The following is a 19,328-nucleotide window of genomic DNA, read 5'->3' on the forward strand; positions in this document are numbered from 1 at the left end:
TCCTCGCCGTCCGAGCCGGTCGGGTGACCGGCCTCCGACTACGAACGCTAGAAGCGGGCGGCGAGATCGATATAGGTCACCGGATGGGTCATCGGGTCAGCCGCATACCGTGCTCGAAGTCGATGGCGGCGAGATCCTCTCGCGAGCCCAGCCCGAGCTTCGGGAAGACCTGCGACAGGTGGTGGCCGACGGTGCGGGGACTGATGAACAGCTGGGCCCCGATCTCACGATTGGTCAGGCCGTCGGCGGCCAGTCGGGCGATGCGCAGTTCCTGCGGGGTCAGCAGGTCGTCGCCCGAGGGCCCGACCGGCTCCCGGCGGCGATCACCGGTCAGCGCGAGTTCATCGTCGGCCCGCCGCGCCCAGGGCGTGGCACCGAGCCGCTGGAAGGTCTGGTGGGCCGCCGACAGCTGCACGCGGGAATCGGCGCGGCGGCGGGCCCGGCGCAGCCATTCCCCGTACAGCAGTTGCACCCGGGCATGGGGGAAGGGCCGGTCGGCGGACTCGGGCACGGCCAGAGCCTCTTGGAACAGGGCCTCGGCCGCGTTCCCCTCGGTCAGCAGGGCCCGCGATACGGCCGTGGCGGCGACCGCCCAGGCCGCGCCGGTCTCGGCGGCCCACCCTGCCAGCATGTCCAAATGCGCACGGGCATCGTCGAATCGGCCCGTACGCACTGCCGACTCCACGGCGTCGGGTGCTGCCAGCGCCGCCGTGGTGGGGTGGTACGCCCGCCGCTCCGGGTCACGGGTTTCCGCCAGAAAGCCCAGGGCCACATCGGGTTTCCCGGCGCTGAGCGCATTGAAGCCGAGATGCCAATGCGCGTAACCGAATTGGAGTCGCGAATTGCGCGCGGCCCCGATCTCGAGGGCCCGTTCGGTCAGCGCCGCGGAAGTCTCCTCGTCACCGCGCACCGCGGCCAGCCAGGCCAGGGAGTTGAGGCTCAGCCCCGAGGACGCCGGTATCCCGCCCAGGTCCTCCGACATTCGCAGCGCCTCGGTGGCGTCGGCGGTCGCGTCGTCCCAACGGCCCAGTGCCAGCGCGAGAATCGCCGAGTGCGCCAGCATCGACGAGAGCCAGCCCGCGTCACCGCGGGCGCGCAAAGCCGTGACCGCGCGCCGGTATTCCGCCGCGACCGGCGTGATCCGGCCCATCGCCACCGCGATGTTCGCCGACGGCATCCGCCACGGTGCGGCCTCGGCCGGAAACTCGAGCAGCTCGGAGTCGAGCCCCGGCGCACCACTCTCCCACGCCGCTCGTGTTGCGATATAAAGCAATTCGGCGCTGGTGGCCGGATCGGTCAGCTCGGCGGCCCGCAGTAGCGCGGGGCGGGCGTGCTCGGCGTCACCGAAGACGAAGTCCATGCGCGCGGCCAGGCCGCCGCTGGCCCGTACCACCACGGCACTGCCGGTGCGAGCCGACGCCTCGGCCAGGTACTCGCGGGTGATGGCCACGTCACCGCCCTCCCAACCGGCCCGGGCGGCCAGGGCCAGCCGGCGACCGGCCGCCTCGTCGTCGGGCGACAGACCCGCCGCCTGCCACAGCGTGCGGGCGGCTGGCAGCGGGGCACCGCGATCCCAGGCCTGCACGGCGCGTTCCTCGAGCAACGCCGCGACCGTCTCGCTCGGTCCCGTGGTGGCTCGGGCGACATGCCACGCCCAGCGGTCGGCGTCGGCGCCGCGGAGCACGTCGGCCAGCGCCCGGTGCACGGCGACGCGGTCCGACTCCGCCGCCTGCTCATAGGTGACGGCGCGAATCAGGGGATGCCGCATGGTGATCCGGCCCGGAGTGGCGTCGATCAGCTCGGCGTCGAGCACCTCGTCCCAGGCGGCGTCCGGCAGTGCGAGATCGGCGGCCGCGCGCCGGATGACCTGTGCCTCACCGCTTTCCTCGGCCGCCACGGTCAGCAGCAGCAGGCGTGCGGGCGGGGCCAGGGCGGCGACGCGCGCGCCGATGGCCCGGTGCAGCCGCGGACCGACCTGGATCAGGCCGGGACCAACCGGCCCCAGCTCGGCGTCGTCGGCGGCCGCCAATTCCCGCAGGGCCAGCGGATTTCCGAGCGTCAGCCGCAGCACCGCGGCCACCCGGTCCGCGGTGATTCCCGGATTGACATGGCGCAGAAACTCATCCGCGCTGGCGTCGTCCAGACCGTGCACGTGCCGGGCGGGCAAGCCGTCGGCGGGACCGCCCGCAGGGTCGGTGTGCGCGGTGAACAGCATCAGCAGCGGTTCGTCGGCGCAGCGCCGCGCCACGAAGTACAGGCATTGCGCCGACGTCGAATCCAGCCATTGGGTGTCGTCGGCGATCACCAGCACCGGCGCTTCGACGGCGAGGTCCGAGAACAGCGTCAGCAGGGCGACTCCGACGAGGAAGCGGTCGGCCACCGATGGCGAGTCCAGCCCGAGCGCGCCGCGCAGCGCCCGAGCCTGCGGCGGGGGCAGCGCGCCGATGCGGTCGACGACCGGGTCCAGCAGTTCGCGCAGACCGGCGAAGGCGAGCACCGCTTCGCCCGGGGTGCCGCGACAGGTGAGCACCCGGAACCCGGCGGCCCGCACCCGCGTCTGTTCCAGCAGCGCGGACTTGCCGATACCGGCATCACCGAAGAGCACCAGCGCCGATCCGACACCGTCGCGGGCGGCCTGGCGCAGCCGGTCGAGCTCGGCCAGATCCGATTCCCGGCCGTAGAGCGGCGCGTCGGGGTTCGCGGGTTCCGGCGTGGTGACGACCGGAGCAGCAGCCATATCGCTCATCCTCGCATTTCCGGAGTGCACCGCGGCGTCCGCCGCACCGACCCCAATGCCGACCACGGAACTTCGGCAGGGCGGCGGACGCCGACGGGCGCGCCGTTCCCGAGCGCGCGGCACCCTACCGGCCGGGGCGAGCCCGCGCGTGTCGGGGACGGCACGTGTGTGGTCGGTCAGCCGGTCGCGGCGTACGACAGCGGCTTGCCGTGCCGGGCGTGGATCTCTGTGTCGGCCAGGTCGAATCGCTCACCGAACAGGACGTGGACGGCGTCCGCGCCGTCGCCGAGCGCGCTGATACCGCCGGCCACGTCCAATCTGCCGAGCGTGCCGCCGATTTCGACGGCGGCGACCCCTCGGCCCTCACTGATCAGTTGCCCGCCGATGTCGACGGTGTCGATGCCGCCGCCCGGTTTGATACTCAACGCCACCGCCTCCAGCTCGGTCTGCACACCCCGCACCAGGCTCAGCGCCCGGCCGCCATGGGTGTGCAGGTCGCCGATGATCGACAGTCGGCCCATCTTCTTGGTCACCTCGAAGCCGACAGCACCGTCACCATGAGTGGTGATGGCCTCGAAACAGGCCCGGCCGATGGTGCCCTCGTAGAGGTTGAAGCCGCGCGCCCCGGTGCCGTGGGTGACGATCGGAGCCCGCATCTGGAGATCGTCGATATCCCCGAAGTTGACGAAGCCGATCCCGCTGGGCCCGAACGAGGTCACCGGGGCCTGCACGATCCAGCGCAGCACCGAACCCCAGTTGTCGAGCACCATGTCGTTGGGCCCGTAGGTGGTGACCGAGCCCTCGTTGACCACCGTCCCCACTTGCGCGCCGCCGAGCACGAAGACCCCGCCGCTGATCAGATCGGCGGTGCCGGAAGCGATTCCGCCGTCGGTGTAGATATCCCCGGTGGACAGTGCCGACACCAGCATCCGCCCGCCCTGCCCGTCGCTGCGCAGCGCGCCGACCATGACACCGCTGCCGCGCACCGGTTCGTCCGCGGTGCCGACCGCCAGTCCACGCAGCCGGGCGGTGAGTACCGCCGAGGGGTCTTCCTGACGGTTCCAGATGGTCACCGCGCCCTGCTTGGCCCGTACCCCGTATCCGCTGGACATGGTCGTCCGCTTCCGGGTGTCGGCGGCGGCGACGGTGAGACCGTCGATCTCGATGTGCCCGCCCCGGACCGCGCCCCTGGCCTCCAGCAGCACCTGGCCCCGGGTGCTCACCCCGTGCAGTGCCAGCACCCCGAAGTCGCCGACGGTGCGGTCGTTGCCGATCGCGATCTCGGTGACGGCGGTGTGCACGGTGACGTCGCGCAGTTCATTGTCGCGAGTGAGAATGACTCCGCCGGAATCGAATTCGAGTACGCCACCGGTGAGTATCACCCCGGATGGCAAGGTCAGACCGGTGAGCCCGCGCAGCGTGCCCACGATACGGATGGATCGCACTCCCCCGTCGAGAGCCCGGGTCAGGCCGGCGACCGAGTCGACGGCAGTACAGTCCTGCGGCATGGCAATTCCTTCCTGTGTGGTCGCGGCCGGGCTCAACTGAGCACGACCGTCCGGTCGGTGATGCGGCCGGATTCCAGATATCGGTGTGCCGCGCCGATCTCGTCGAGACGGAACACCCGCTCGGCGGGGACGGCGAGGTCGCCCGCCGCCACGGCGTCGAGGAATTCCTGCAGCACGATCGGCGGCAGATCGCTGGATCGGCCCCGATAACCGGTGAGGCGCACTCCGGGCGGCAGGAAGTCGGCGGGGTCGAAGCCGGGCACCCGGGCCGGCTCCGACAGCCCGCCGACGCAGCAGACGACGCCGTGGATTCGGGTGGCGCACAGGGTATCCCGCAGGGTGCCGGTGCCGTTGAGCAGCAGCGCCGAATGCACGCCACCGGGGATCAACTCCCGCACGGTATCGGCCACCGCGCCGCCGTCGAGGAGGACGTGATGCGCTCCCGCCCGGCGTAGCGCGAGGGTGTCGCCGGGTGTGCGCGTGGTGGCCAGCACGGTCAGGCCCTGACGGCGGGCCAGCGCCACCGCCGCCAGGCCGACCGCGCCCGAACCACCCCGGATGAGCACCGACTGCCCGGCCCGCGCGTCCAGGCCGAATGCCAGCGATCCGTAGGCGGTCCGCACCACCCGGGGAATCGACCCCAGTACCGCCCACGGCAACTCACTGAAGAACGAAATCGCCTGTGTCACCGGCACACACAGATATTCGGCGCAGCCACCGCCCTGGGCGTCATCCAGGAGAGCGGCCACCTGCGCGCCGACTCGCAGCTCCCGCCCGGGGCAGGCGACCACCACACCGACCGCTTCGACACCTGGGACCCGCGGCCCGGCGGTGGTGGCGCGGCGGCGGTCACCGTTCAGATCGGCGCGTTCGAGCCCGACGGCCCGCACCCGGATCAGCACCTGCCCGGATACGGGTGCGGGAACTGGCAGTTCGCCGACCCGGGGCCGCCGATCGGCGGCCGGGCCGGACAGCGCCGCCCGCATGGTTACGGGCAACTGCCGGGCGACCGGCTGGGTCAGCAGGCTGAGATCCGTCACTCGAACACCTTTCCTCGGGTGCATCGCCACCATCTGCGGCGACGGCTCGGTCAACTCCGAAGTTAGGCAGGACCCTCGGATACGACATCGGTCATCGGATAGGTCGAAGGTTTTCCGCTAGCGACGGGCAAATATTCGCAATCCGGTTATCCTGGGTCACGTATCACCCCACTGACCAGGCGCGATCCCCTCGACACTCGTTCGGGAGAACGCGGCGACGACGGGAGCCCACCTTTGCCCGGCACCGACGACATGCTCCTCGGGCGCGCGGCCGAGACCGCCGTGCTGGACCGGGCGCTGGCGGCGGCGCGCGCGGGCCACGGCTCGTCGCTGGTGCTGTGGGGTGATCCGGGAATCGGCAAGACCGCGCTGCTCGGCTACGCCGCCGACCAGGCCTCCGGGTTCCAGGTGCTGCGCTGCCGCGGCACCCGGGCCGAATCGATCCTCGCGTTCGCGGCGCTGCACGAATTGCTCTGGCCGCTCGTCGATCGTCTCGATCTGCTGCCCGCGGCGCAGGCCGACGCGCTGCGCGGCGCGCTGGGGCTGTCCGACCGCGGCAACGACCCCTTCCTGGTCGGCGTCGCGGTGCTGACGCTGCTGTCGGAGGTGGCCGAGGAGCGTCCGGTGCTGGTGATCGTCGATGACACCCAGTGGCTGGACGCGGCCTCGGTGAGCTGTCTGTCGTTCGTCACCCGGCGGGTGGAGGGGGAATCCATCCTGGTGTTGTTCACCGCGCACGAGCAGCCCGTGGGCACCAGCTGCGACGGGCTGCCGGTGCTGGATGTGCGGGGCCTCGGACCGCGGGACGCGCGCCGCCTCATCACCGAGCGGAATCCGGGAATGCCTGCGGCACAGGTGGATCGGGTGCTCTCGGTCGCCGACGGCAATCCGCTCGCGCTGCGCGAGCTGCCGGAGTCGATGGGTGCGCAGCCGACGACCGCGAATCATATGGTGAGCGAGGAGGATCCGAGCGAGCCGGTGGCGGTGGGTCCGCGGCTGCGGCGGGCGTTCGAGGCCCGGGTCGCGGCGCTGCCCGCGCCGGTGCGCACGGCGCTGCTGGTGGTGGCCGCGGGCGACGGCGCCGAGATCGGCTCCGTGCAGGCCGCCGGGCTGGAGCTGGGACTCGACGACGATGCCTGGCAGCAGGCCCGGCTGACCGGGCTGCTGCAATATACCGACGGCCGAATCCTGCTGCGGCACCCACTGATTCGCGCGGTGGTGTACGACCGTGCGGGTGCCGCCGAGCGGCGCGCCGTGCACCGCGCGCTGGCCTCGCCGGCCGCCAGCCTGGACCCCGATCGGCGGGCCTGGCACGCCGCCTTCGCCACCGACACCCCCGACGAACAGGTCGCCGCCGAATTACAGGCCACCGCATTGCGCGCCTGGATCCGCGGGGCCCGCCAGTCCGCGGTGCGCGCGCTGCTGCGCGCCGCCGAGCTCTCCCCCGAGCCGGTCGCGGCGGGCGAGCGGCTCGCGCTCGCGGCACGCAACGAATGGGAGGGCGGCGACGCGGATTCGGCGCTCGCGCTGCTGCGCCGGGCGGAGGCGGATGCCGGGCACGAGACGGCCGTGCGATTCAGCGGCGGCCTGGAGGGCATGATCGAGCTGGTCTACGGCGACCCGAACCGCGCACTGGAACTGATCGAACGCGACGCGCCCGTCGCGGGACCGTATCTGGAGCCGGAACTGCGCCACCTGGCCCGTCGGGCCGCCTGGTCGGCGGGACTGGAGGATCCGGGCGCCGATCAGGACGCCGAGGTGTTCGAGGCCTTGAGCGCGGGCGAGCATCTGGCCGGATTGTGGCGGCTGCCGCCGGCGATTCACGCGGCGGCGATCGGCCGGGCCCAACAGGCGTGGGAGCTGTTCCGGCTCGTCGCCCAGGATGTGCGCATTACCGGAAGCACGACCGGAATGGTGGTGACGCACAACTCGCTGGCAATGCTGGAGCTGGCGCTGGGTCACTGGGACGACGCCGTCGAGAACGCCGCGGACGCCCTCTATCTGGCCGAGCAGCAGGGCCATCCGAATCCGCTCGCGCGGGCGCTGACCACGGTCGGCTGGCTCGCGGCGGCGCGCGGTGAACACGCCGACGCGGTCGAGGCCTCCGAGCGCGCGCTGGCCTCGAGCCGGCCGCGCCGGATGGTGTCCACCACCGCGGCCGGGTACTGGAATCTGGGCCTGGACGCGCTCGGGGCCGGAAACGCGGAGTCGGCGTGGGGTTTTCTCGCCCCTATCCTGGAGCCCGGTCACGAGGCCCATCACCCGACCTTGGCCGCGTTGGCCGCGCCCGACGCCATCGAGGCCGCGGTGCGACTGGGCAAGGTCGAGGAGGCGGCGGCCGCGACCACGGTGCTCGCCGCCTGGGCCGACCGCACCGGCGCGACCTGGGCGGTCGCGGCGACGACGCTGGCCGAGGCGCTGGCCACCGACGGCGAGCGCGCCGAACTCCTGTTCCGCGATGCGCTCGCGGTGCCGGAAGCCGCCACGCGTCCGTTCCAGCAGGCACGCACCCAGCTGCTCTACGGTGAATGGCTGCGACGCAACCGCCGCCGCACCGACGCCCGCGCCCAATTGGGTTCCGCGCTCCGGGTTTTCGAGCAGCTGCGCGCCGCGCCCTGGGCCGCGCGAGCCCGTCAGGAATCGGCGCTGGCCGGTGAGCCGGCGACGAACATCTCGACGGGATCCGCGCACTCGCTGCTGACCCCGCAGGAACTGCGCGTCACCCGCCTGGCCGCCAAGGGCCTCACCAACCGCGATATCGCCGCCCAACTGTTCATCAGCCCGCGCACAGTGGGACACCATCTTTCCCATGTCTTTCCAAAGCTGGGCATTTCCAGCCGCGACGAGCTGGCGGCCCTGGACCTCGAACAGGGCCTGGGCGCGCCGCAGTGACCACCTCGGTATCGGGACGAAAGCTGCACGCGCCCAGCGAGATCTATGCACGTCGTCATTCAGGTATGCGGCGGGACGGCATCCGCTCGCCGGGGCACGATGACGGTGTGGAGGCGGCCGGCCCCCGCCCCGACGAGGACGGGCGGGAGCCAACCTCGCAGGGCGGGCGATGGTTTCGCCGATCGCCGAGGTCAGGTGTGGATGGTTACCGCGGTGGGAGTACGGGTTTCGGCGCGCAGATGAGGTGAGCGGACCAGTTCCTCACGGCAGTGCACGCCGAGTTTCGCGAACACCCGCGACAGGTGGTGCCCGACGGTGCGGTGGCTGATGGACAGCCGGGCGGCGATCTCGCGATTGGTGTCGCCGGTCGCCGCGAGCCGTGCCACCCGCGCCTCCTGCGGGGTCAGCAGTTCGTCCTGCTCGTCGCCGACGCGCAGGCAGGAGCGGGCGTCGACGAGATCGGATTCCTGCCGGGCCCGTTGCGCCCAGGGGCGCGCGCCGAGGCGCTCGAAGGTCGTCGCGGCGGCCTCGAGTTGCTCGCGGGCGACACTGCGGCGGCGGGTGCGCCGCAGCCACTCCCCGTACAGCAGTTGGATTCTGGCGTGCCGGAAGGGCAATCCGCACTCCTCGGAGGCGACCAGCGCCGCCCGGAAGTGACGTTCGGCGCTCGCGTCACCGTCGAGCAGGGCGCGCCCGCACGCGAGGGCCGCGACGGCCCACGCAGCCTCGGTGTCGGCGGCCCAATCCCGCAGTGCCGTCAGGAATTCCCGGGCGGGGGCCGGGCGGCCGAGACGAACGGCCACCTCGATCGCGTCCAGGGCGGCGAGGGCGGCGAGGGTCGGATGGCAGGCTTCATGCTCGGGGTCGATGAGCGGTGAGAGGCGAGCCAGCGCCAGTTCGGGCTCACCCGCGCCGAGTGCGGCGGTGCCCAGCGCCAGCCAGGCCGCGGCGGTCAAAACCGGCAACCGCAGCGGACGCGAAAGCGCCAGCGACCGTTCACACAACCGCTCGGTCATCTCCCGATCCCCGGTGAGAGCGGCATGCATGGCGAGCGTATTCAGGCTCTGCACAGCGGAATTGGTGAATCCGTTCAACTCGGCGAGGTCGAGCGCGGCACCGGCGTCGGCCACCGCGTCGGCCCAGTGCCCCATCGACAGCCGTACCCGCGCCGATTGCGCGAGCATCAGCGCCTGCCAGGAGGATTCGTCACGCTCACGAGCCGCCCGCCCGGCCGCACGGTAGCAGTCGAGGGCCGCACCGGCGCGGCCCGAGGCGACGGCCAGCACGCCCGGCGGCAACCGCCACGGCTCCGCCGCACCGTTCTCGATGGCCGCTTCGTTCTCGAAGGCCGCGCCGAGATCCCACTTGCGACCGGAGATCCACGCCGCCCGATCCGCGGTGAAGCACAGTTCGTCCTTCGCATCGGCGTCGACCAGCGCCAGATCGCGGTCCACATCCCGGTGCGCGCCCTCGAGGTCGCCACTGCCCAGCGCGAGCAGTCCGGCCAGGCCGTCGCTCTCGCGTGCGGCCAGTTCACGGCCACCGCCGCGTTCGGCCCGCGCGAACAGTTCCCGGGCCGCGGCGATATCGCCGCCCGCGAAGGCCGCCCGCGCGGAACGGGCGAGCCGGGTGGCGGCGGCCGTCGAGTCCGGAGACAGCAGCGCCGCCCGATACAGCAGATCGGCCGCGGCCAGACGCTGGTCGTCGCGACCGAGATCGGCTGCGGCGCTGGACAGTTCGGCGGCCAAGACTTCGTCGGGCCCGGCCGCCGCGGCCGCCAGCTGGCGATGCCATTGCGCCAGTTCACCGGGCGCTGTCGAATCTGCCAGGGCCCGATGCGCCGCCCGGCGCTGCGCGGGTGGCGTGCCGTGGTAGATCACCGAGCGGATCAGTTCGTGGCACAGATGTATTCGACCGTCGGCGACCACTACCGTCGCGGATTCCAGCGCCTCGAGCCAGCCCACCTCGGCCACTCCGGAAGCGGTCGCGGCGGCGTGCACTGCGGATACCTCGCCGTTCCCGGCGGCGGCGACGAGCAGCGTGACCGTTCGCGCCTGCTCCGAAAGTCCTTCCAGGACATCGGCGTACGCGGCCCGAACCTGCGGGCCGACCGGGTACGGGTCGGCCCACCACCCGGTACCGGCGAAGGGGCCGGTCGCGGCCAACGCGTCCGCGGCGAGAGTTTCGGTGAGGGCCAGCGGATTTCCCTCGGCCAGGCGCAGCAGCCGCTGCCGTTCGGTGAGGGTGCGGCCGGGATGATGCGCCGCGACGAGCTCGCGGGCCTCGTGCTCGCCGAGTTCACCGAGCCGGCGCTGCGGCAGTGCGTCGAATCCGCATTCGACGGGGTCGGCGCGGGTGCCGAACAACAGCACCAGTCCGGTCTCGCCGGCCCGTCTCGCCACCGCGGCCAGGCAGGCGGCCGAGCCGGGATCGAGGCGGTCGGCGTCATCGACCAGCAGCAAGAGCGGTTGTTCGGCCGCCACCCGGGTGAGCAGGACCAGCACGGCCGTGGATACGGCCAGCCGGTCACCGTTGGGCGGGCCCAGGCGCAGCAGTCCGCGCAGGGCGTCGGCGGCCGTGGCGGGCAAACCCGGTAGGCGATCGGCCAGTGGCCAGAGCAGTTCGTGCAGCGCCGAGTACGGCAGCGCCGCTTCGGCCGGCACACCGTGGCAGGTCAGGACCCGGAAATCGGGTGCGCGCCGGGCTGCTTCGCGCAGCAGCGTGGTCTTGCCGATGCCGGGTGGGCCGTGCAGCACCAGAGCCGCGCCCCGGCCCACCCGGGCGCCGTCGAGCAGCCCGCCCAGCATGCCCAGTTCGGGATCGCGGCCATGACACTCGGCGGAATCGACACCGCGCTCGTAATTGTCCGGCAATCTCACTGCCAGACCTCCATATCTATCGCTACATAGTTCTCTACCACTGTCGATGTCTTCATTCCGAACCGCATCGGCTATCACATAGGTCATATGTCGACTTATGGGCAATCGGTCGGCATACCCGCTGGTGTGTGACATGACCAGTCCGTCGCGGCCGCGCCGCACCGAGCGATCAGCCGGCGATTCGATGGGGTCGCGGCACGCACGGGGGGGCGGCGCGGGATCGGGATCAGCCGCAGCGCCTGACCGCCGGTCGAGCTGATCACCACATCCTCGAGGTCGAGCACCCGCACCCCGTGCACCCGCACCGCGTCCGCGTCCACGCCGTGCGCGGCCACCCCGCGGGCGACCCGGGTCGCACCCAGCACGCCCCCGACCTCCAGCGCGGGACTGCCCGCACCGTGGCTCTCGATGCTCCCCACGACGTCGAGGGTGGAGACCCGGCCGGCCCGCCGGATGCTCAGTCCGGCGGCGGCCACCCCGGCTTCGCACGCGAGATCACCGTAGGTGCGGACATCCTCGGCAATACGTAAGCGGCACACGGTGTTCGCCACCGATACTCCGATCGCACCCGCGCCGTAGGTGGTCACGCTGCGGAAGGCGGCCGTGCCGACGCCGCCCCCGCGCAGATCGACGCCGTGCCCGTCGCGGCCGTAGGTGACCAGCGGCCCGAGGACCGCGAGCATGCCGATGCGGCCCAGGCTGCGCACCCCGATGCCGCCCACCCCGGAGGCGGTGATCGATTGCAGGGCAAGGCATCTGGTGATCGATCCGCGGTTGTACAGCGCGATCTGCCGGGGGCCGTAGCAGGCCAGCGGCCCGCCGACGACGAGATCGCCGACGTACCCGCCGGGTTGTACGAGCACGGCCGCCTGGACCAGCCAGCCGCGCGTCGCGGAGGTGTCGCCGCCGATGTGTACTTCGTCGATCGAGAGTTCGTGGACCCACAGTTTGCCGCCGTCGCCGTCGTGGCGGCCGCCGACGACGATCCCGCAGCCCTGCACCGGTGTCCGGCTCGAGCCGACGCGCAGGCCGCGCAGTCGCGCGCTCAACGCCGTACCGGGATCGAGTTGCCGGTTGACGACGGTGATCGCGCCCTGCCGGGCACCGCCGGCGCTGCCCGCCGGATGTCCCGCGCGGCCACCGAGATTCGCGGCTTCGACGTGTAATCCGTCGATCTCGATGTCTCCGGTGCGCACCATGCCGTCGGCGCGCAGCAGCACCCGGCCGCGGGTGCGCACCGCGCGGAGGGTGAGGGTGCCCAGATCGGATTCGGCACAGTCGTTGCTGATCGCGATGCCGGTCTCGGGGGCCGTGACGAGAAGGTCGGTGACGGTGTTGTCGCGGGTCAGGCGCAGCCCGCCGCCCTCGAGCGCGCCGCCGCGCAAGTGCACACCGGGCGGCAGCGTCACCGCGCCGATGGTCCGCACGGTTCCGGCGATTCGAATATCGGTCTCCCCCGCCGCGAGGGCGGACATCAGTTCAGCGCAGGTGGTCACAATCGTCGGTTCGTTCACTGCCGAATCCCTTCGGAGAGAGCTCCGGCGGCCGGATGAAATCCGAACCGCCGGAGCCACCCACGGGCGAATGGGTTGATGGGTTGTCAATTCAGTTGTGGTCGATCTCCGCGTATCGAGTGATTACGCGCTACCCGGGAAATGCAGGAAGATCCCCGGCGTGGCCGAGCCGCTGGAGCCGCTCGAGCCTCCGCTGCCGAAGAGGCTGAAAGGATTGAGAAAAGAGGGGAATCCGCTCACTGAATTACTTCCTTTCCGAGAAGTAACGCCTTGCGGCGGGTGATCCGAATGGATCGACCGGAAGCGACGTTATGGAACGGTCGCGGCATCGCGTATCCGTCGCCGCATCGGTCGTCCGCAACCGGAAATGGCAACGGATTCAACGACCTATATGCCGCGGCGTCTATTTCCCTACGGTTCCCTCAGCCACGGAACGAAAGGGAAACGCCATGCCCGGAAAATCGCTCATTGCCCTGACGTGTTCGGTGACGGCCGCGCTCGCGGCCTGCGCGTGCTGGCCAGGTGCCGCCGTCGCCGACACCCCCGACCCCGTGATCGCGGGGTCGCAACTGCTGTCCACCGCGACCTCCGACGACGGGTCCACCGTCACCGGCGTCACCGTCACCGGCCCGCGAAACCTGCGCCTGGAGGTGTTCTCGGCCGCCATGCAGAAGAACATCGAGGTCGACGTGCAGCGCCCCGCCGACACCTCGGCCCCGCACCCGGCCCTGTATCTGCTCAACGGGGGCGGCGGTGGCGAGGATCAGCTGTCGTGGACCCAGCAGACCGACGTCCTGAAGTTCATGTCCGACAAGGACGTCAATGTGATCCTGCCGATCGGCGGCAAGTTCAGCTACTACACCGATTGGCGCGCACCGGATCCCGTGCTCGGCGTCAACAAGTGGAAGACGTTCTTCACCGAGGAGCTCCCCCCGCTCATCGACGCGGGGCTGGGCACCGACGGCGCGAATGCCATTGCGGGCCTGTCGACCTCGGGCACCTCGGTGCTGCAGCTGGCCATCGCCAAGCCCGGACTGTTCCGCTCGGTGGCCGCCTACAGCGGGTGCGCGCAGATCAGCGACCCGGTCGGGTACACCTTCGTGAACCTGGCGGTGGAGGCGTGGGGCGGCGGCAACACCGTGAACATGTATGGCCCGCAGGGCGATCCGATGTGGGCCGACAACGACCCGTACGTGCACGCCGACCAACTGCGGGGCATGAACCTGTTCCTCTCCAGCGGTACCGGTGTACCCGGGCAGTATGACTATCCCGGCGCGCCCGACGCGGGCAGTATCGCCAACCAGATCGTGCTGGGCGGCGGTATCGAGGCGGCGGTCAATTGGTGTACCCACAATCTCGCCGACCGGCTCACCCAGTTGGGCATCCCGGCCACCTTCGACTTCCAGCCCACCGGCACGCATTCCTGGGGCTATTGGCAGGACGCCCTGAAGAATTCGTGGCCGGTGCTGGCCGCGGGCCTGGGTCTGCCGGCGTGAGCGGGATCAGTCCTCGGCGGCGAGCGGCTCGGGCGATGCGGGCGCTTCGGACGGCGCGGACAACCCGCGCGTCTGCCCGAGCCGGACCCCGCGCAGATCGGCATCGGTCAGTACCGCACCGATCAGGTTCGCGCCGAACAGATTGGCGTGCACCAGGGTCGCGCCCGTGAGGTCGCAGTGAGACAGATTCGAGCCGATCAGGTCGGCCGCGCCGAGCAGTGCCCCGGTCAGGTTCGCACCGCGCAGATCGGCGCGGATCAGCCGGGCCGACTGCAGATCCGCACCGGTGAGGTCGGCGTCGCGCAGATCGGCGTCGACCAGTTCGGCATGGGCCAGGCGGACGCCGCGCAGCCGAATGCCGGTCAGCACCGGGCCGCGCAGGCGAATCCCGGTGAGGTCCATCGGATCCTCCCGTTTGGGCATGACCCGGGGCCGGGACCGTAGCGCGGTGAGCACGGCGGCCACATCGGCGGGCAGACAATCGAATTCGTCGGGTGCGATGCCCTCGGAGGTACGGATTCGCAGGAAGTCGGCATAGGTCTGCAGGACACGATTCCGCTCTCGAATCGAGCCGTGCATGACCCGGTCCAGTTCGCGTATCGCCCCGGCGCGCACGAGCACATTGCCATTGCCGAGATGGTCGATCGCCGCGCTGAATCGTTCGGCCAGTTGTTTGTCGCGGTCGACCCAGAATTTGAACACCGCAGCGACGGTAACCATCCCGTGCGGATTCGGCATCGGCCGTAACACCGGCGACGGATTCGCCGACCTATTCGCCTCCGAGCCTCGGCTTCTAGCGTCATCGGAGGTGGGTGAGGGACTCGGGGCCGGGGCGACCCCGGAAATCGGCAACGATCTGAAGGAGAAGCCTATGCGTATGTCCAAGAAGACAATTGTCACCAGCCTGACGGCGGCCCTGGCGACGATACCCGCGACATTTCTGGCCGTACCCGCGGAGGCGGCCCCGGTCGCCGACGACCCCGCCCCGATCGTGGTGGATCAGCCGTCGACCTCCACGCCGGCTCCGCCGCCCGCGCCCGTACCGCAGGCCGCCGACATCGGCGGTCTGCTGCAGACCTACGGCACCGGCTCGGCGGGCGGCGGTGCGGGCGCGGCCAGCGGCGCGCTGGTCGGCGGTGCGATCGGCTGCGCGATCGGCCTGCCGTTCATCCTGGTCGGCTGCATCGTCGGTGCACCGATCGGCGCGGCCATCGGCGCGACGCTGGGCGGGCTGATCGGCGGCACCGGCGGCACCATCATCGGGGCCACCGCCAGTGGATAGAGCTGCCCGAAACGGCAGCCGCCGGCGGCGTCGACCCCACGCACGCTGCCGAACCCGCGATTCGGGCCGGGGCCTCCCGTGCGCACGGGACGGGCGGGGTGGCCCCCCCCCCCCCCCCGGCCGGTGCTCACGGCGGCGTCAGCGGATCGGTTCGGCCTGAGGGAACGTCCAGGTGCCGTCGATGACGTTCTGGTGCGGACGGTAGAGGCGCACCATGTAATTCCAGCCCGGCATGATCGGCAGGCAGTTCGGGATCGTCCCGTCACAGCCGCCGAAGCGAATGTCCACCGACCCATCGGGGTTGGTCTTGGCGGTCTGGTTGTTGACCGAGTAGGCGTTGAACGGATTGGCCTGGAAGTAGCCCTGCGCGTTGTAGAGGCTGATGGACCAGAACCCGTCCACCGGAACGTCTTTCACCTGCAGGCGGTAGTCGACGGTGCCGTCGTTCTGCGGCGGGGTGACGTTGAGGTAGATGGCGTCCTTCTCGGGATTGCCACCCCACGCCGAGGCCGCACCGATCAGATGCCGCACCTCGTCGACCTCCCCCTTGGCACCGAACGCGCCGTTGGTGTCGGGCAGGGTGGCGGCCAGGGTCAGCAGCGCGTTGCGGACGGTGTCCTGACTGGCGGTGTCCCACTGCGGAATCTCGAAGGTGCCCTTGGCCGATTGCTCCACCGTCACCGCGTCCTGCAGTTTGTGCACGGTGTCCAGATCCGCCGGGTTGTTCGGATCGACGAGGATGCGCAGCGCCAGCGCGACATAGCGAGTGCCGATCTTGGCGCGGTCGAAGGTGTGCGCGCCGGAGGTGTACACGACCTCGGGGGTGTATTCGTCCTCGCTGATCACCTGCATCGACATGAACCGCTTCCCGGCGTCGGGCAGTGTGACGGTCACCGGTCCGGCGTCGAGATCGACAATCGCACCGGAATACAGCGTGTCCCGGTTCGTCCGGATCACCGTCTGCCCGTCGATGGGCAGGAAGCCCCGATTGTGTTCGAACGCACCGAATCCGCCCTTCTGGACCACGGCGGCGAACTCGCGATCGGTCTCGGCCCGCACGAAGTTGTCCGCGGTGACGGTGATCGGCTGATGCAGCGGGTAGGCGGTCTCGGTGGTGGTGGGCCCGGCGTCTTCGTGGCGGTCGAACTGCTGTCGCCGGAGCTGCCGCATGCAGTGACCAGCAATGACACGGAGGCCACCCCGGCCGCCAATGCGAAACTCCGTCGAACGGTGCGCCGCAGCGCCTCTCCGGGACCGATCGGTAGCATCGTCATCCTCTTCCCTAGGCAGTTTCAGCGACTTTTCAGCGAACCTACCGAACTGGGGACATCTTGCGACACAAGGCTTAATCGTTTCGCCAGCGAATCTTTAGAGACCACACAGCATCACGAACGACGGCCAGAGGAGACCAACGGATGATCGCGCGACACCATCGCCTACGACGGCGCTCTGTACGGATGATCCGGCTGGCGGTCGTTTCGACGCTGTGTGCTGTGGTGAGTGTGATGACAGCGGCGGCGGTGTCGGCTGACCCTCCCGATGTGGTGTCGCTCGATTCGGGCCCGGTCCGCGGCGAAATCCTGCCGGGCTATCGAGAATTCGCGGGCATCCCGTATGCCGCGCCGCCGGTGGGCGATCTGCGTTGGCAGGCGCCGCAACCACCCGCACCGTGGCAGCAGGTACGCGACGCGACCGCGCCGGGGCCGCAGTGCCCGCAGGGCAGCGGCGGTGCCCCGAATCCACATGGACCGGCGCAGAGCGAGGACTGCCTCTACCTGAACGTCTGGACGCCCTCGACCGCGGCGACGAATCTCCCGGTGATGGTGTGGATTCACGGCGGGTCGTTCACTTCGGGTGCCGGATCCGACTACGGCGCACAGCAATTCATGACGCAATCGGGGACGCCGATCATCGTGGTGACCATCAACTACCGGCTCGGCGCCCTGGGCACCCTCGCCGTGCCCCCCTTCGAGACCGCGGACGGCGATGTCGGCAATTACGGTCTGCAGGATCAGCAGGCGGCGCTGCGCTGGGTGCAACGCAATATCGCGGCCTTCGGCGGCGACCCCGGCCGGGTGACGGTGGCGGGCGAATCGGCCGGTGGCATCTCGATCTGCCAGCAGTTGGCCGCACCGAGCTCGGCGGGCTTGTTCCAGGCCGCGATCACCGAGAGCGGTCCGTGCCTGTCCGCCCCGGACAAGTCGCAGGCCGAGTCGACCGGTTCGGCGACGGCGGCCCACCTGGGCTGTCCTGACCCAGCCACCATGGCCGGATGTCTACGCGCGCTGCCGGTCTCGGCCATCCTGCACGACGCACCGGACGCCAACTACGGCACCACCGGCACACCGTTCCTGCCGACCAGCGGCTACGACGCCATGAATCGCGGTGCCCTGCACACCGTTCCGATCCTCAATGGCGACAACCACGACGAATGGGCGATCCAGACCTGGTCACGCTACGGCGGTATCGGGCAACAGACGCTGACTGCCGCCGACTATCCATCGGCCCTCGCCACCGATCTCGGCCTCACCACGTTCTGGCCGGTGCCCGCGAACCGGATCCCCGATGTCGTCGCGCAATACCCACTCACCGACTTCGCCCAGCCGGTCGAGGCTTTCGCCCGCGCCACCAGTGATTTCTTCATCTGCCACATCGGCGCGGAATCCACGGCCCTGTCCGGCACCGCCCCGACCTACGCCTACGAGTTCGCCGACCCCCATCCCCCGGCACCCCCCAGCACCTTCCCCCTGGGCGCCTTCCACGCCAGTGAACTGCCCTACTTGTGGAGCGGCTCACCGATCTTCGAGGCGGCCCGCCTCATGATGACCCCGGCCCAGCACGCCCTCAGCGACCTGATGGTGCGCCAATGGAGCGAATTCGTCGCCACCGCAGGCCATCCCGACCCGGCCACGGGCTCGGTTCTCACCCCCATGACCGGCGACAACCCGCAACTGACGTCTTTCAAGCCCGATGCGACCGGACCGGAACCGATATCCGCCTTCGATGCCGACCACCGTTGCGCATTCTGGGCAGGTCTCGACGGCAAGGGTTGACCCGAACCTGATGCATTGAGAGGCTTCAACTTCCGATGTCTCGAGTCAGGGAAGTTGGTGCGGCATGGAGGCCGACGCAGTGAGTCAGTCCGGTGGGGCGTCGTTTTCGACCATCACCTACGTGGTCGAGGACGCGATCGCGACCATCACGCTGAATCGGCCTGCTGCCCGCAACGGGTTCACGCTGCGGATGGCCGATGAGCTGGGTGCGGCCCTGACCGCCGCCGACCTCGACGATGGTGTGCGGGTGGTGGTGTTCACCGCGGCCGGTGACTACTTCTGCGTCGGAATGGATTTCGCCGAGCCCTCGCTCGGGGACATGACCGATCCGGACTGGGACGAACCGGCCACTCGGGTGGCTCGCCCGATGACCAATCTCAACAAGCCGGTCATCGTGGCCTTCCAAGGACCCGCGGTCGGTGTCGGCCTCTCCATGACCCTGCCCGCGGACTTCCGATTGGCCAGCGACACTGCCCGTTTCGGCTTCGTGTTCGCCCGGCGCGGCCTGTTCCCCGAGGCCGGCTCCACCTGGTTCCTCCCCCAGCTGGTCGGCCTGGCCAAGGCCAAGGAATGGATGCTCACCGGCCGCCTCTTCGATGCCCCCGAAGCGCTCGCCGCGGGCCTCCTCACCAGCACCCACGCCCCCGCCGAGCTCCTCCCCGCCGCCTATGCCCTGGCCCGAGAACTGGCCACCCACATCGCCCCCACTTCCGCCGCTGTCATCCGCCGCTCCCTGGTCGCCATGGCAGCCCACGGCTCCCCCGAACAGGCCTTCGCCCTGGACAAGAAGACCATCCCCTACGCCGCCTCCGACACCCCCGACCTGATCGAAGGCATCGCCTCGTTCCTCGAGAAACGCCCACCCCGTTTTACCGGCATCCCCCGCACCGACCTCCCCCAGCTCTCCGACTGGCTCGAGCCCTGATA

Annotated in this window: 12 protein-coding genes; 5 read left to right on the forward strand and 7 right to left on the reverse strand. The window is 70.5% G+C overall.

Going from position 1 to position 19,328, the window contains the following annotated elements; genetic code table 11:
• Nucleotides 1-88 precede the first annotated feature (88 nt).
• The 3 genes from ACFXHA_RS10330 to ACFXHA_RS10340 all read right to left on the reverse strand — a co-directional run bounded on the left by ACFXHA_RS10330 (nucleotide 89) and on the right by ACFXHA_RS10340 (nucleotide 5,285).
• Nucleotides 89-2,737 carry an AAA family ATPase gene (locus ACFXHA_RS10330; protein WP_379355114.1) on the reverse strand — a complete coding sequence of 883 codons (2,649 nt, stop codon included), beginning with the start codon at nucleotides 2,735-2,737 and terminating at the stop codon, nucleotides 89-91.
• A 176-nt stretch (nucleotides 2,738-2,913) separates the two neighbouring features.
• Entirely contained in the window at nucleotides 2,914-4,245 is a 1,332-nt protein-coding gene (locus ACFXHA_RS10335; protein ID WP_379355116.1) for a hypothetical protein, read from the reverse strand.
• Nucleotides 4,246-4,277: 32 nt separating this feature from the next.
• The gene (locus tag ACFXHA_RS10340) at nucleotides 4,278-5,285 is read right to left on the reverse strand and encodes a zinc-binding dehydrogenase (RefSeq protein WP_379355118.1); all 1,008 of its coding nucleotides are present in this window, start codon (nucleotides 5,283-5,285) and stop codon (nucleotides 4,278-4,280) included.
• A gap of 234 nt (nucleotides 5,286-5,519) precedes the next feature.
• Here ACFXHA_RS10340 and ACFXHA_RS10345 point away from each other — a divergent pair, with 234 nt between their 5' ends.
• Complete coding sequence (locus ACFXHA_RS10345; RefSeq protein WP_379355120.1) at nucleotides 5,520-8,177, forward strand: helix-turn-helix transcriptional regulator; 2,658 nt, start codon at nucleotides 5,520-5,522, stop codon at nucleotides 8,175-8,177.
• 191 nt (nucleotides 8,178-8,368) lie between these two features.
• Here the strand turns inward: ACFXHA_RS10345 and ACFXHA_RS10350 are convergent, their stop codons facing one another.
• Entirely contained in the window at nucleotides 8,369-11,056 is a 2,688-nt protein-coding gene (locus tag ACFXHA_RS10350; RefSeq protein WP_379355122.1) for an AAA family ATPase, read from the reverse strand.
• 95 nt (nucleotides 11,057-11,151) lie between these two features.
• Complete coding sequence (locus ACFXHA_RS10355) at nucleotides 11,152-12,570, reverse strand: hypothetical protein (protein WP_379355124.1); 1,419 nt, start codon at nucleotides 12,568-12,570, stop codon at nucleotides 11,152-11,154.
• 449 nt (nucleotides 12,571-13,019) lie between these two features.
• On the opposite strand from ACFXHA_RS10355, the gene ACFXHA_RS10360 reads away from it, so the two are divergent.
• Entirely contained in the window at nucleotides 13,020-14,066 is a 1,047-nt protein-coding gene (locus tag ACFXHA_RS10360) for an alpha/beta hydrolase (RefSeq protein WP_379355126.1), read from the forward strand.
• Nucleotides 14,067-14,072: 6 nt separating this feature from the next.
• Here ACFXHA_RS10360 and ACFXHA_RS10365 read toward each other — a convergent pair whose 3' ends face one another.
• Nucleotides 14,073-14,768, reverse strand: a complete 696-nt coding sequence (locus tag ACFXHA_RS10365; protein ID WP_379355128.1) for a pentapeptide repeat-containing protein — start codon at nucleotides 14,766-14,768, stop codon at nucleotides 14,073-14,075.
• A 106-nt stretch (nucleotides 14,769-14,874) separates the two neighbouring features.
• On the opposite strand from ACFXHA_RS10365, the gene ACFXHA_RS10370 reads away from it, so the two are divergent.
• Entirely contained in the window at nucleotides 14,875-15,348 is a 474-nt protein-coding gene (locus ACFXHA_RS10370) for a hypothetical protein (protein WP_379355130.1), read from the forward strand.
• 138 nt (nucleotides 15,349-15,486) lie between these two features.
• Here the strand turns inward: ACFXHA_RS10370 and ACFXHA_RS10375 are convergent, their stop codons facing one another.
• A complete protein-coding gene (locus ACFXHA_RS10375; RefSeq protein ID WP_379355132.1) occupies nucleotides 15,487-16,518 on the reverse strand; it encodes a DUF1254 domain-containing protein in 1,032 nt (343 codons plus the stop codon).
• Nucleotides 16,519-16,853: 335 nt separating this feature from the next.
• Between ACFXHA_RS10375 and ACFXHA_RS10380 the strand changes: the two genes are divergently transcribed.
• Both ACFXHA_RS10380 and ACFXHA_RS10385 read left to right on the forward strand, forming a co-directional pair.
• The gene (locus ACFXHA_RS10380; protein WP_379355134.1) at nucleotides 16,854-18,401 is read left to right on the forward strand and encodes a carboxylesterase/lipase family protein; all 1,548 of its coding nucleotides are present in this window, start codon (nucleotides 16,854-16,856) and stop codon (nucleotides 18,399-18,401) included.
• Nucleotides 18,402-18,465: 64 nt separating this feature from the next.
• Nucleotides 18,466-19,326, forward strand: a complete 861-nt coding sequence (locus ACFXHA_RS10385) for an enoyl-CoA hydratase-related protein (protein ID WP_379355136.1) — start codon at nucleotides 18,466-18,468, stop codon at nucleotides 19,324-19,326.
• Nucleotides 19,327-19,328 lie beyond the last annotated feature (2 nt).

The sequence above is a fragment of the Nocardia sp. NPDC059240 genome, assembly GCF_042753865.1.
Taxonomy (GTDB): domain Bacteria; phylum Actinomycetota; class Actinomycetes; order Mycobacteriales; family Mycobacteriaceae; genus Nocardia.